Below are 13,540 nucleotides of genomic sequence, written 5' to 3' on the forward strand. Positions count from 1 at the left end.
AAAATGGTCTTCAACAAGAAGAGGGCGAATTTACTTACCATCGGCTTGCTTATTGATGCGACATCAGAGGGAAGCACAGCGATAGAGAGCATTCCTGTTCTCATACTCTTGTTCCCACGCATTCACACCAAGGACTTGCTTCAAAACCAAATCGGAGCTTTGAACAAACAAGCCTCCATACATCCATAAGCAAGCAAAGAAAAACGCCGATCATCCAAAGGACAATCGGCGTTCTTATCTTTCAAAAACCTCTTGAAAGAGGGGGCGCTTTTAAGCCGACAGCTTTTCTACCTTGGCTGGCAGGCCTTGGCGCACGGCAGCGCCAGAAACCCAGTCAATCCAAACGTTGTCCTGGCCATTGCCACGGGTTGGATCAGCAAAACCCAATTCGTTCAGGTTCACACCTGCAGCCAGATCGTTCAGGTGAGGCATGGCCTCACCATCAATCTGGTGCGAACGCGCACCCAGTTCGGTATGCCCAAAACCGTGTTCGATTGCAATGGCCCCGCGCATAATACCGCCACGCACCAAAGCAACACCTTCAACCGCACCACCTGGTGTGCTGACACGAATACGATCGCCGTTACGGATGCCCATGTTCTTTGCATCATCCAGATTCAAGGAAATCGGATTGTGCGGGTGGACCTGGCGCAGGCGGGACATCCCGATGGACATGGAGCTCATCAAATTGGATTTGTAGGAGCTCATCAGCAATGGCCACTCTTGTTCCGAGAAATGCTCGCGCATTGGGCTGCCGTCAGCCAAACGAGTGGGGTACCAAGTAGGGCAACCACTAAGACGTTCACCCGTCATGGTGTGACGCATCTTGGCCAGGTCTTCATTCCAGATCTGCAAAGCATTGCTATAGCGATTTTTCAGCTGATTTCCTTTCCAGGCGTTTTCGATTCGGTCGAATCGGCCACCGCGTGTCAACAACATCGCCACTTTGCGCTGCTCTTCAGGATGCAAACGCGCTTGAAGATCAGGGAAGAGACGATCCACACCGGTGATGCGCATATCGTCGTCGGATGCGTCGCCAACCGGGCGGCCAGCACCAAAGGCAATATTGGCCATGCCCCGCAGATAGAAATCCTCGGCGCGCAGCAAGTCGTGGGCATTGCCTGCCTTGTCTTTCAGAACACCTTTACCAAAACCAGGCAATTCCAGACGCAAGGCTACTGCAAAGAGGAAACTTTCCAGATTGATAGGCTGACCGTCAGCCGTGCGATCCACTCGTGGCTCTACCACAGGCCAGCGCAAGGTCGAGGACTTGGCGATCACGTCAGCCCAAGGTGCCGAAACACCCCAGCTTTCGTAAGTCACCGTGTCTGGCACGATGTAATCTGCGTAGGCATTGGTTTCGTTGATAAAGGGATTAACCGAAATCGACAAGGGCAGAACCGCAGGGTCTTTCAGTTTGTGCAGCAAGGCATTTTTAAAGCCAGCAATCGCATAGACCGGGTTGCTCATGTGGTTGATCCACACTTTGCTGGTGTATGGATAGCCATTCAGGCCTGATGCAATCATTTCACTGCTCAAGGCACCTACAGCGGGGTACCAAGGAGCAGGAGCGGGGTACAACGCTTCCCCATTCGCTTGGCGGCGCTTGAATTCGCTGGATTTTTCGTAAGCGAAGCGATGTCGCGACAAAGACACGCCTTTGGCCGTCACTTTTCCGGGGAATTGAGCAAAGTTGTAGCGTGGGCCGGGGCCAAAAGGACCAAATGGGCCCGCATCCAGCACCAAACCGCCTTTCAGGTTCAGGTTACCCACCAAGGTATTCAACATGGCAATCGCGTAAGCCGTGTAGAAACCGGAACCGTTCATGGTGCCGCCGTGTGCGTCAGCCACGGCTTGGCGACCGTAGCTGGTAAATTCACGGGCCAGTTCGATCAGGGTTTCTTCGTCCATGCCGCAGCCTTTGGCGTATTCGGCAATGGATTTTTCCTGACTGCGCTCACGCAGCATGTTCAGCGCAGTACAGACGCGTACATCCTTGCCTTCCAGCTCAACGGTACGGTCGACAAATAGCGTCGCGCGATCCAGATCGGTATGGGCGCGCAGTTCGCCTTGTTCGTCCTGAACAATAAAGGGCGATTCAGTGCCTTCAGCTACTTCCCAACCCAGGTCTGTACCGCGCAAATAGCGGCCAAAACCTGGATGCTCAGGATCCGCAATCAACAAATGGCTGGCGTTCGTCCAGGAAGCGGTATTTTCGTCCTGCTCCGCAGGCGCATGGGGCAGGGACAAGTGTTCTGCATCAAAACGCTCTTGTTCCAGAATCCAGCGCAACATGCCCATGACCAGGGACAAGTCAGTGCCGGGCAGAACAGGCTGCCAGCGGTTGCCACTACCCGAGGCCAGGCTGGACGACGTTGGCAAGATCGGGGAAACAACCACGTACTTGAAGGTGTTTTCAGGACGCGAACGGGCTTCTGCCAGCTCACGGCCTTGACGCTGGAAGGGATTACCGGATTGAGCCGGTGCTGCACCAATAAACAGGCCAAAACGGGCGTTTTTCCAGTCGGGTTTGCCATGAGGCATACCTTTGATGTCACCCATGGCAGCGCCTGTACCAACACGGAAGCTTTGACCACAGTAAGAACCGTGGTTGCTGACGTTGATCGTGCCAAAAGCCTGCTCGGCAAAGCGTTTGACCAGTGGCGTACGGCCTTCGTTCGCGGCATCCGTGAACAACAACTGGTTGGCCAATGGACCGAACTCGGGGTTTTGCGGGTCAATCAGGGTTTCGTGATCCCAAATCGCACGCAAACCATCGACATGACCTTCTTTGAACAGATCGCCGCCTTCGCAGACCTCTTCAATCAATTGTTCAAAACTGATGCGCTCCCATTGGCCTGACCCACGGGGGCCGACGCGTTTCAACGGCGACAGAACCCGGTAAGGGCTGCTGTGCTGTTCCAGCATGGAAGCGCCGCGGGCACAGGCGCTGGCACGGCCTTCCAAGCCATTCTCACCACCCAGCATGGCGTAAACCTCGCGTACGGGCTGCTCCATGGGAGCAGACTGCGTGGTTGCCAAAGGATGATAAGGATTACCGGCGATACGCAGAATCTTGTTGTTCTCCGTATCAATACGTACGCGCACACCACACTGCGTCCAGCAGCCCAGGCAACTGGACGGGCTCACAATCTGGCCGGGCTGCGTATCCAGCAGACCCGTGATCGGATCAATACGGAATTCAGCCTGCAAGGAGTTGCCACGGGTTGCGTGTGCGGTTGGCACACCGGCTGTACCTTGGCCCAGACCTTGGACCGCCTTGACTACCGTGTCGCTATAACCAGCCGCAAAGGCAGCCAGACCACCCACAGCAGCACCGCCGCGGGTCAATACCTGTCGACGCGACAGGTTAGGGGTTTCTTTTTTCTTGCTCATGACGATAAGTACCTGAAAGCTAGTGAGTCTGTAGGGCCTAGGCCGTCAAAGACGAACGGCGGGCCGGGAACAGAGAGAGCAGGGTGGTGCTGGCGGCGAGCAAGGCAATACACAAGCCCAGCACACCCAGCATCCCCAGCAGACCATCGCTGCCTAAGGGCATGGTGTAGAGGTACAAACCGGCACCGTATTTAGGCACTCCTTGTACCGCCATGAAAATAATCCAGCGAAACACCCAGGCAGAGCCGAGCATAAAAGCCGCACAGAACAAGCTATAAAGATTGCCTTGCAGGGTGCCGATTGGACGGCTGAGCATATACAGCAACAGCAAGCCAAACGCGGAAGAACCCAGGAAGCCCAAACGCCATACGGGGTAACTCTGGAACAGTTCCCAGGCCGAACCGAAAGAATGGCTGTAACCCATCAGACCGGAGCCGACCCAGAACAGGGCCACGACGATCAAGGTCAGAACCACCCCCAAAGACCAGCGGCGTACGTATTCCAGCGGCAGATTGGCCACGCCACCGGGCAAGAGGCGAGCCACCAGCAGGATGGCACCCAGGCTGGCCAGAGCAGCCGTCAAGGCAAAGTTGATAGGCAGGAATGCGGTATTCCACAAGGGACGTGAACGCAGCACCATCACTTCAAAACCGCTGTAAACCAGAATCGACAAGGCCGAAACCAGCAGAGCCAGGCTCAACCAGCGCCACAGGACACGTTTGTTCAACCACCAGGCCAGCACGTTGGCCATGGATAGCCCCACGAACAGGGGCAGCAGCACAGCACCCAGCGACATCCACGACCAGGGAGTGAAATGGGCGTAGAAATGCCAGAAGCGGCCGGGTTGGTGCAAGTCAGCCAGCAAGGACACGGGAGCGGCAATGCTGCTGCACAGCAGCACAATCATCAGAGCGGGCTCCAGACGACGCAAGGCGCTATCGCTGGACCATGCGCAACGCCACACCCATACGGTGCTGGTGGCGGCCATACCGACCAGGAAAAAATATTGGACCGCCCAAGGTAACCAGGCAACTTCATAGGCGGGGGTCAGAATTTCGATAATAGACATAGCGGCCCCTTAGAACTGATTGGTCAGACGCACACTGGCCTGACCATCCACACCATCGACGAACTCGTCCGGCAAACCGATGTAGAACACATGCGGGTTGGTATTCATGCCGGGTTTGAGTACGCGGATTTCCTCTTTGTGCTCTTTGAGCAACTGGGAAATCGTGCTGGTTTCATCGTTCATATCGCCAATGACGCGCGCGCCACCGACGCAGCTTTCCACACAGGCGGGCAACAAGCCCACTTCCAGGCGGTGCTCGCAAAAGGTGCACTTGTCGGCGGTTTGTGTTTCATGGTTAATGAAACGGGCATCGTAAGGACAGGCTTGAACACAGTAGGCACAGCCGACACATCGTTCGTTGTCGACCAGCACCACCCCGTCTTCGCGCTGGAACGTCGCCTGCACAGGACAGACCGGCACACAGGGCGGGTTGTCGCAGTGGTTACAGAGGCGTGGCAGGCTCAGCATGGCCGCCTGCTGCTGTTCATCGAGCACCTCGTATTGCAGAACCGTGGTACGGAACTGCCCGATAGGGGGTGCATTTTCAATAGAACAGCTGACCGTACAGGCTTGGCAACCGATACATTTTCTTAGATCAACCACCATGCCGTAGCGGGCCCCATCTTTCCCACCGCTACGTCGTGGAGGCTGGCTGTTCATGGCAGCTTGAACAGGCTGAATAGGAATAATCGTGGCCCCGGCACTAAGGCCCAGCAATTCCTTAAGAAAACGTCGCTTGCCCTTTTTGGGCTCGGCGCTTGGAATCATGTGTTTTCCTTTTCTATGCTTGGGTTGAACCCATTTACATTATTTGTAGTTATAAGCATATGAAGAATACAAAGTTCCGGTCTTGATGAAGGTCAAAAAGAACATTTAAAGGTTGAAATGTTGACGCTCGGCTGTATTTTTCAGGCACAAAAAAAAGCCCCTCCAGGAAAGGGAGGGGCGCTATATACCTGAGTTGTGGATAAAACCGCTTAGAACGTTCCGCTTAAGCCCAGGAAGAAAGTGCGGCCGGGTTGGTTAAACGTCCGAGCTCCGGCGCCGTAAATATAGTTGGCGTTAGTCAGGTTCACACCGATCGCATTGCCGCGACGGAACAGGCGTTTGTCAAAGAGGTTGTCAACTCCTGCATTGATGCGGAAATGCTTGTTGATCTTGTACTGCGTGCTCAAGCCAAACAAGGCGTAAGGGGAGACCTTGTCGGTAGCAGAACCTGTCAGAGGCTGACCGTAGAAATCATATTTAGGCGGTTTTTGCTCGCCATAGAAGGTTGCTTTGGCGCGTAAAGACCAATCGGCGTTCACGTTCCAGTCCAGCGTTGTGTTGATGGTGTACTTGGGAATGGTCGAGAGCGCTTCACCTGTGGTCTTGTTTTTGGACTCGATCATGTAGGTAAAGTTGGTGGACCACAGCCAGTTCTCGGCTAATGGCAATGTCAGGTTACCTTCCAGACCGGATACCACGGCTTTGGGAATGTTTTCCCATTGCAGGACCAATTGATCCCTGTTCATATCCCAGAAACTGGACTGTGCAAAACGCCCCGCTTCCACTTTGTTGCGGTAATCGTTGTGGAAGTAAGTCAGGCTAGCTCCCAAGCCATCATCACCCACATACTCAACACCAAGCTCTTTATTAAGACTGGTTTCTGCTTTCAGGTTCGAATTACCCTGGAGAAAACACCCAGCCTCTACAACATTAGGCGCACCTGTATTTCCCCAACACCCATTGCCTGCGCTATACAAAGTGTAGCCATCGTTACTTTGATACAAGTTGGGTGCCTTGTAAGCTCGTGCGATACCTGCTTTGAATAGCCAGTTATCGGTCACGGCATGTGACAAGTTCAAGGAAGGGCTCCAATTACTACCATGTATATCGTGGTAGTCAAACCGCAGCCCTGGGGTCACAGTTGTCTTGTCTGTGGCATAAATATTGTCCTCGACAAAAACCGAATAAATATTCGCACGTGCCTTGGGTTTATAACTTCTAGGGCTGCTCGGAACCTTTTCTGGGTTGCGTGCGGCCAAATCAGAAGATTTATCGTTCAATTCCTGCCCGACCCACTCCAGACCAAATGTGGCGTACTGCTCGATACTTCCTGTTTTGAACTGATGGCTCAATTCGGTATGCGCCGTCATCGTGGTCAGGTCAATAGTCCCAAAACCACCATCTTTCACGCGCAGAGGATCATTGAAAGCGCCTTCAGTGCCACCAGCCAGACCTTCCAAAATACGGTAGTTACGCGTCTTTTCGTATTGGAAATAACTCAGTGTATTCGTCTTATCGTTCCAGTCCCCACGATGCGTCAGCGAATAGCTCTGGCGGTACATCTTGTTGGTCTCATCGCCCAACTGGCGTTTGACCTCGTCATTGGTATTCGTGTTTTGAGTATCACCCGTATAAATATTGCCTTGGCGGCTATAGGAAGCCTCCAGATCCACCGTTTGGCGGCTATCAGGACGCCAGGACAGCAAGCCATTGATGTCCTTGTTACGTACGCCTTCACGTCCAGCAGGCAAGCTGTTCGCATTGGCACCACCACGCTCGGTCTGGTGTCCTTTATTGATCTCCGGATCGTCCGAATCCGTCTTGTTCAGGTTTCCGTACAAACGGAAGGACAAAGATTCGCTGATCGGGCCGCTCAAGCCAAAGCTCATGCGTCGCGTGGCGCCTTCATCGCTATGTTCGGGCAAGTTGCCATACAAGGAGTAGGTGCCCTGGAATTTGTCTGTCGTAGGCTTGGTGATGATGTTGACCACACCGCCCGCAGCCCCGTTGCCGTAGCGAGCGGCCGCCGGGCCGCGCAGCACTTCCACGCGTTCGATCTGCTCGGCAGGTACCCAGTTGGTATCCCCACGCGAATCACGTTCGCCACGCCAGCCGAAACGCACAGCAGAACGTGAACTGACGGGTTTGCCGTCAATCAGAATCATGGTGTTTTCCGGGCCCATACCGCGAATATCGATCTGGCGATTATTACCGCGCTGGCCGCTGGCCGAGTTACCCGTCAGGTTCACGCCCGGCATGGTGCGCAGAACTTCGGAGATATCGTTGGCGGGAGGGGACTTCTGGATGTCTTCGGCGGTAATGATGGAAGAGCCCAAGGTCTGCTTGAGCTCCTGCTCGGCCTTGACCACGATGCGGTCCAGCTCCTCGACCTCTTGCGCTTGCGTCTGATAGGGAAAGGCCAACAATAAAGCCACTGCCAGACTGCTTAAAGGCATAAAAGATACGCCGCTAGGCACCTGGCGCTTAGCGGCGAGAGACGAGGACACCGACATAATGAACACCCAGTAATAATGAGATTGATTCTTGATTATAAACAGAATGTTTCATGTTACCGAGCGTGAATCTCGTAAAACCAACACATCCGTCTGGGCAAATTCAGCCAGAACTACGTCCGCCGACGTTAAAGCTGCGGCCTGTCAAGGCTGACAGCTTGCGCTGCAAAGGGGCTGATTGTATTTAGGCGCAAACGCTGCAGCCAGGGCCCATACAGGTATGGATGACAGAATTCCGGGTGCTGGAACGAGTGCCGGGCCCGGTCACATTATTGCCCGCCAAAGCTTGTTGAGGCGTCAGACCGCGCGTAGGACTGGCTTTGCTGAACAGGCGTCGTGGTGCGCTCAGTTGCAGCAAGAGGCTGCCTTTTTCACAAGCAGGGCAGGTCTGGGGATCGTTGCGGGTGGCAATGCTGCGCAAATGGCTGCTGCGTTGCAGGCAATGATTACAAAGATAGTCGTACAAAGGCATGGCAAATCCGAGTAAAGCAAGCCCTGACTCCGAGACGAAGCCAGGGCCAGAGACTGATCAGGTCAAGTTACAGCGTGTGCCTGGACGGCCAAAACGGGCCGCGTCATTCAAGGCACCTTTGGGCAGGATATCGGTATCAAAAATACCGGTAGGCAATGCCAGAGAAGCGGAGCTGTTAGGCAGATCCACCACACCGCCGTAACGGCCTTCAACCGGCGCCGCTGTCAGCAGCATGTAGGCCTGCGCACGCGACAGGTCAGTGGTGCGGCTGATGTAATCAATCGCCGCCAAACAGGCCTGACGGTATGCAACCGTAGAATCCAGGTAATAGTTGACGCCTTCTTCCACGCTGATGCCCGTGAAGTGCATCCACTGATCGTACTTGGGATCGTGGCGGCCTGGAACATAGATAGGCGCGGTCAGATTGTATTTGGCCATGCCACCTTTGATCAGATCAAAGCCAAGGTGGGCTGCGCCGTCCATTTCAATGGCACCACAGAAAGAGATTTCGCCATCGCCCTGGGAGAAGTGCAAGTCGCCCATGGACAGGCCAGCACCCTTCACATAGACGGGGAAGTAAATCCGCGAGCCAATGGTCAGGTTCTTGATGTCCAGGTTGCCGCCATGCTCACGTGGAGGCACGGTACGGGCAGCTTCAGCCGCCATGCGGTCAAACTCGGCCCCTTTAACGCCGCGCAATACAGCGGTTTTGGCATCGGGCGGGTTGGCGTGGCCCTTGGGCACCAGCAGGGCTTCACGGCGGTTCCACTCGCGCAGCAGTTCGTGCGAGGGCAGGGTGCCAATCAGCCCGGGGTGCATCATGGCCGCAATGCGTACGCCAGGGATGTGACGCGAGGTAGCGTAAACACCATGCAGGTCCCAGATGGCCTTGTCGGCTTCGGGAAAATGCTCGGCCAAAAAGCCACCGCCATTTTCCTTGGCAAAAATGCCGGAGAAACCGACAGGAGTAATGGCGCGAATGTCCAGCAGATCCACCACCAGAATATCGCCTGGCTCAGCACCCTCTACGTGGATGGGGCCCGTCAGTGGGTGAGCGCGGGTCAGGTCAACGTCGCGTACGTCGTTGGCGCTGTCCGTGTTCTTGATCTGGGCGTCCAGAAAGTCCATGCACTCCAGAATCATTTCCTCGCCAGGCTTCACGCTGGTCAGGTCTGGAATATCAGGGTGCCATCGGTTGTGCCCGATTTCAGCTTGCTCGGCCAGGGGTGCGCCGGGTTTGATTTTTATATGCTGCATGTGTTCTCCGAATAATGTGTGCGAGGTCAGCACAACGGCGCTTTTAATGCGCTTGGCGACACAATTAACACGACTGAACAGGCACGGTCAAAATGTGTGGATATGCGGGTTTATATGTTTTTTTATGCCAATAAATAAATTCCTAAGTGAGTCAATGATTTAGGCTTTAAGTGATTAAAGGACAATAGTCCCAGGTTTTTGTCCAGAGGATAAATCCTGATTTTGAGCAAATTTTTTATGTCCCGGAATACCGTAAAAAAACGGGCTGCTCTCTATACGACAAACCTTATAGAAGGCATAAGAGTTCCTGAATGGCCTAGCAGGACTCAAGGCTTGGAGCGAAAAAGGGTACAGCTAAGCCCAGGCTCCAAATAACCCTTATCACAGCAGGTATATAGGTCGGCTAGTCGAACTGACAACAATAAAAAGCAATAAAACGCAGGAGACACAATAATGACTAGCCGTTCCCCGATCCTGTGGATTCGCAATCCACTGGCCTGTTCAGATGCACAAGCTGCCGGTGGCGTACTGGTGCAAGATAGCCGCATTATCGAAAAAGTGGCCGCCGGTCAGCAGCCCAAGCAGGCTTACGACCAAAGCTGGGATGCCTCCCGGCACGTTTTGCTGCCCGGTTTGGTGAATACGCATCATCACTTTTACCAAACCCTGACACGGGCCTATACCCCAGCGCTGAACAAACCCTTGTTCCCCTGGCTGACCACCTTGTATGACGTGTGGGCCGGGCTGGACGACGAGCAAATGCAGGTGGCCAGCGAGCTGGCCATGGTGGAACTGTTGCAGTCGGGCTGTACGACGGTGGCCGATCACCACTATGTGTTTTCGGGCGCCTTGCAACATGCCATTGATTGCCAGGCTGAAACCGCTCAACGCCTGGGTGTACGCGCCGCATTGACCCGTGGTTCCATGAGTGTGGGTCGGGATCAGGGAGGCTTGCCCCCGCAAAACGTCGTACAGGACGAGCAAACCATTCTGGACGACAGCTTGCGCCTGATTCGTCAATATCACCAACGCGAGGATGGGGCGATGATCACGCTGGCCCTGGCTCCGTGTTCGCCTTTCTCTGTCAGCCGCGAGTTGATGAGCGAAAGCGCCAAGCTGGCTGAACGCGAGGACGTACGCCTGCATACGCATCTGGCTGAAACAGACGACGAAACTGCCTACTGCGAGCGCCTCTTTGGTATGCGTCCACTGGACTATCTGGATCAGCAGGGCTGGTTAAGCAATCGCACCTGGCTGGCACACGGCATTCACTTCAACGACGAAGAAATCCAGCGTCTGGGCCGGGCAGGCACAGGTATTGCCCATTGTCCCTCGTCCAATATGGTCTTGGGCAGCGGCCTGTGCCGCACCATCGAGCTGGAAGCCGCTGGTGCACCCGTGGGGCTGGCCGTAGATGGCTCGGCCTCCAATGATCACTCCAATCTGGCTCAAGAGATGCGACAGGCACTCTTGCTGGGCCGGCTGCGCTACGAGCCGGGCCAGGTTACCCATCAAGCCGTTATCCGTTGGGCGACTCAAGGCTCGGCCCGTTGTTTGGGTCGCGAGGATATTGGTGGCCTGAACGTCGGGCAGCAGGCCGATCTGGCCTTGTTCACCCTGGATGAATTGCGCTTTTCCGGCGCTGAGAACCCCTTGGCGGCCTTGCTGCTCTGCGGCGCAGACCGGGCCGACCGCGTGATGGTCGCCGGCCAGTGGCGTGTGATTGACGGCCAACCCTGCGGCATTGATTTGCAAGACCTGATGCAACGCCATCAAGCCGCTGCGCGTCGTTTGCGCGACAAGGTGCTGGATACCGTAGCGACAGCTTGAGTTCGGTAGTGACAGGGCCTCTAGAGCCCTGCCTATTTATTTTCGGAGACAAACAATGACAACACCTACAAGGGCGACGGGTGCAGCGACTGCGCAGCGCCCCGAAGACGAGAATCTGGGCCTGGGCGCGAATCTTGCCTACGGTTTTCAACACGTATTGACCATGTATGGCGGCATTATTGCCGTACCCCTGATCATTGGCGAGGCCGCTGGCCTGCCTGCCAATGAAACCGGCTTGCTGATTACCGCCTGCTTGTTCATGGGCGGCCTGGCGACCTTGCTGCAAACGCTGGGCGTGCCGTTTTTTGGCTGCCGTCTGCCGCTGGTTCAAGGGGTATCATTTTCTGGCGTAGCCACCATGATCGCCATTTTGGGTACGGGCGGCGGTTTGCCAGCGGTATTCGGCGCAGTCATTGTCGCGTCCCTGCTTGGGCTGCTGATTACGCCGGTCTTTTCACGGGTGATCCGGTTCTTCCCGCCTTTAGTCACGGGCTGCGTGATTACGACTATTGGTCTGACCTTGATGCCAGTGGCCGCATTCTGGGCCATGGGCGGTAATCCTTCCGCACCGGACTTTGGCAGCGTAGGTAATATTTCCCTGGCCGCCATGACCTTGCTGATCGTGCTCTTGCTCAGCAAGCTGGGCAGCGCCACGACCTCCCGCCTGTCTATCTTGCTGGCTATTATTATCGGCACCGTCATTGCCGTCGCCATGGGCCATGCAGATTTCTCTGCCGTCAGCGAAGGCGAGGTCTTTGCCTTGCCCAGCCTGTTCCACTTTGGCATGCCCACTTTCCAGACTGCCGCGATTATCTCCATGTTCATTGTGATCATCGTGACGCTGGTGGAAACTTCGGCCGACATTCTGGCCGTGGGCGACATTATCGAAACCAAAGTGGATGCTCGTCGTCTGGGTGATGGCCTGCGTGCCGATATGCTCTCCAGCCTGATCGCCCCTGTATTTGGCTCTTTCACACAAAGTGCCTTTGCCCAGAACGTCGGTCTGGTGGCGGTCACCGGCGTGAAAAGCCGTTACGTCGTAGCCTTTGGTGGCCTGATTCTGATCGCACTGGGCTTGCTGCCCATCATGGGCCGTCTGGTTGCCGCTGTCCCACCCGCGGTACTGGGTGGCGCGGGTATGGTCCTGTTTGGCACCGTCGCGGCCAGCGGTATCCGTACGCTGGCCAAGGTGAACTACGAAAACAATATGAACCTGATCATCGTCGCCACCGCTATCGGCGCCGGCATGATTCCTATCGTGGCTCCCAAGTTCTACGAGCACTTCCCAACCTGGTTTGCGACGATTTTCCACTCCGGCATCAGCTCGGCAGCCCTGGTGGCGATTGTGCTGAACCTGCTGTTCAACCATTTCACCCTGGGCAATCCGGATCAGCCCTCTGTGTTTGCTGCGGGTGGAGGCCGCTATCTGCGGGTCTCGGACGTGGCCAATCTGAACGAAGGAGACTATGTTGAAAACGGCAAGGTCATGGACAAGGACGGCAAGGAGATCCCGATTATTGCTGATGAGCACCCCGCACCGGAACAGTCCCCTGTGCTGCACACGAAACCGAGTTTAAGCAGTACCTGAACAAGTAGAAACACTGCTAAAAGAACATAAGATCGTACCTTTGGCCGCCTTGTCTCTTTAGGGAGCAAGGCGGTTTTTTTTAGCTAAGCACTTGAAATATCGGGAACTAGCCTCATCTCCTCTTACGTAGGCGACCGAGCCCACGCCTTCCATTGCAGCAGGGCTCAGCAAAGGAAAAATGGAGATCAAGCATGGCAAATAATTTGACACGTTTTAATCCCTTTGGTGATCTGGCGGGCCTGGACACGTGGCGAGATATTGAAGACATCTTCCGACGCGTTCCTGTTGTCGGCTCCCTGGCCGGAAATACACCGCCCGCCATTCGTCTGGATGTCAGCGAGAGCGAAGAGGCCTATCAAGTCAGCGCGGAGGTGCCAGGTATCAACAAGGAAGACGTGCATGTCAGCGTTGAAGGCAATGTGGTTTCTATCCGCGTGGAAAGCCGTCGGACTCAGGAAGAAAAGGACGGCGATACGGTCTTGCGCAGTGAACGCTATTACGGGGTGCAGACACGTCGTTTCAGCCTGGCTCAGGACATTGATGAAGCCCAGGCGAGCGCAAAATGTGAAAACGGCGTTCTGGAGTTGATTCTGCCCAAGAAAAAGAGTGGGGCAGGGGCCAAGAAGCTGGAAATCCGCTAAAAAGCA

At 55.2% G+C, this 13,540-nt stretch carries 9 protein-coding genes; 3 read left to right on the forward strand and 6 right to left on the reverse strand.

What is annotated here, in order from left to right; translation table 11 throughout:
- Positions 1-270: 270 nt before the first annotated feature.
- From NIZ92_RS09585 to fmdA, 6 genes are all read right to left on the reverse strand, one after another.
- On the reverse strand, positions 271-3,396 hold the full coding sequence (locus NIZ92_RS09585; protein WP_254003180.1) for a tetrathionate reductase subunit A: 3,126 nt from the start codon (positions 3,394-3,396) through the stop codon (positions 271-273).
- A gap of 37 nt (positions 3,397-3,433) precedes the next feature.
- Positions 3,434-4,465 (reverse strand): NrfD/PsrC family molybdoenzyme membrane anchor subunit, encoded by a 1,032-nt coding sequence (nrfD, locus tag NIZ92_RS09590; protein WP_060185042.1) that lies wholly within the window; start codon positions 4,463-4,465, stop codon positions 3,434-3,436.
- A 9-nt stretch (positions 4,466-4,474) separates the two neighbouring features.
- Complete coding sequence (gene dsrO / locus NIZ92_RS09595) at positions 4,475-5,233, reverse strand: sulfate reduction electron transfer complex DsrMKJOP subunit DsrO (protein ID WP_035273177.1); 759 nt, start codon at positions 5,231-5,233, stop codon at positions 4,475-4,477.
- 209 nt (positions 5,234-5,442) lie between these two features.
- On the reverse strand, positions 5,443-7,689 hold the full coding sequence (locus NIZ92_RS09600; RefSeq protein ID WP_277614408.1) for a TonB-dependent siderophore receptor: 2,247 nt from the start codon (positions 7,687-7,689) through the stop codon (positions 5,443-5,445).
- A 241-nt stretch (positions 7,690-7,930) separates the two neighbouring features.
- Positions 7,931-8,218, reverse strand: coding sequence for an FmdB family zinc ribbon protein (locus NIZ92_RS09605; RefSeq protein WP_009453884.1), 288 nt, complete (start codon positions 8,216-8,218; stop codon positions 7,931-7,933).
- 57 nt (positions 8,219-8,275) lie between these two features.
- Positions 8,276-9,475 carry a formamidase gene (gene fmdA / locus NIZ92_RS09610; protein WP_021446607.1) on the reverse strand — a complete coding sequence of 400 codons (1,200 nt, stop codon included), beginning with the start codon at positions 9,473-9,475 and terminating at the stop codon, positions 8,276-8,278.
- 453 nt (positions 9,476-9,928) lie between these two features.
- On the opposite strand from fmdA, the gene NIZ92_RS09615 reads away from it, so the two are divergent.
- From NIZ92_RS09615 to NIZ92_RS09625, 3 genes are all read left to right on the forward strand, one after another.
- Positions 9,929-11,305 carry an 8-oxoguanine deaminase gene (locus NIZ92_RS09615; RefSeq protein WP_060185046.1) on the forward strand — a complete coding sequence of 459 codons (1,377 nt, stop codon included), beginning with the start codon at positions 9,929-9,931 and terminating at the stop codon, positions 11,303-11,305.
- Positions 11,306-11,360: 55 nt separating this feature from the next.
- Positions 11,361-12,893, forward strand: coding sequence for a nucleobase:cation symporter-2 family protein (locus NIZ92_RS09620; protein ID WP_254003182.1), 1,533 nt, complete (start codon positions 11,361-11,363; stop codon positions 12,891-12,893).
- A gap of 191 nt (positions 12,894-13,084) precedes the next feature.
- On the forward strand, positions 13,085-13,534 hold the full coding sequence (locus NIZ92_RS09625; protein ID WP_035273170.1) for an Hsp20/alpha crystallin family protein: 450 nt from the start codon (positions 13,085-13,087) through the stop codon (positions 13,532-13,534).
- The last annotated feature ends 6 nt before the right edge of the window (positions 13,535-13,540 follow it).

Source organism: Alcaligenes sp. 1735tsa3 (genome assembly GCF_024134565.1).
In the GTDB taxonomy this organism is placed as follows: Bacteria; Pseudomonadota; Gammaproteobacteria; order Burkholderiales; family Burkholderiaceae_B; genus Alcaligenes; species Alcaligenes phenolicus.

What these genes read in the sequence shown, in the direction of transcription:
- NIZ92_RS09625 (WP_035273170.1), top strand. Translation starts at nt 13,085, where the DNA reads ATGGCAAATAATTTGACACGTTTTAATCCCTTTGGTGATCTGGCGGGC.
- dsrO (WP_035273177.1), bottom strand. Translation starts at nt 5,233, where the DNA reads ATGATTCCAAGCGCCGAGCCCAAAAAGGGCAAGCGACGTTTTCTTAAG.
- NIZ92_RS09615 (WP_060185046.1), top strand. Translation starts at nt 9,929, where the DNA reads ATGACTAGCCGTTCCCCGATCCTGTGGATTCGCAATCCACTGGCCTGT.
- NIZ92_RS09620 (WP_254003182.1), top strand. Translation starts at nt 11,361, where the DNA reads ATGACAACACCTACAAGGGCGACGGGTGCAGCGACTGCGCAGCGCCCC.
- NIZ92_RS09585 (WP_254003180.1), bottom strand. Translation starts at nt 3,396, where the DNA reads ATGAGCAAGAAAAAAGAAACCCCTAACCTGTCGCGTCGACAGGTATTG.
- nrfD (WP_060185042.1), bottom strand. Translation starts at nt 4,465, where the DNA reads ATGTCTATTATCGAAATTCTGACCCCCGCCTATGAAGTTGCCTGGTTA.
- NIZ92_RS09605 (WP_009453884.1), bottom strand. Translation starts at nt 8,218, where the DNA reads ATGCCTTTGTACGACTATCTTTGTAATCATTGCCTGCAACGCAGCAGC.
- fmdA (WP_021446607.1), bottom strand. Translation starts at nt 9,475, where the DNA reads ATGCAGCATATAAAAATCAAACCCGGCGCACCCCTGGCCGAGCAAGCT.
- NIZ92_RS09600 (WP_277614408.1), bottom strand. Translation starts at nt 7,689, where the DNA reads ATGCCTTTAAGCAGTCTGGCAGTGGCTTTATTGTTGGCCTTTCCCTAT.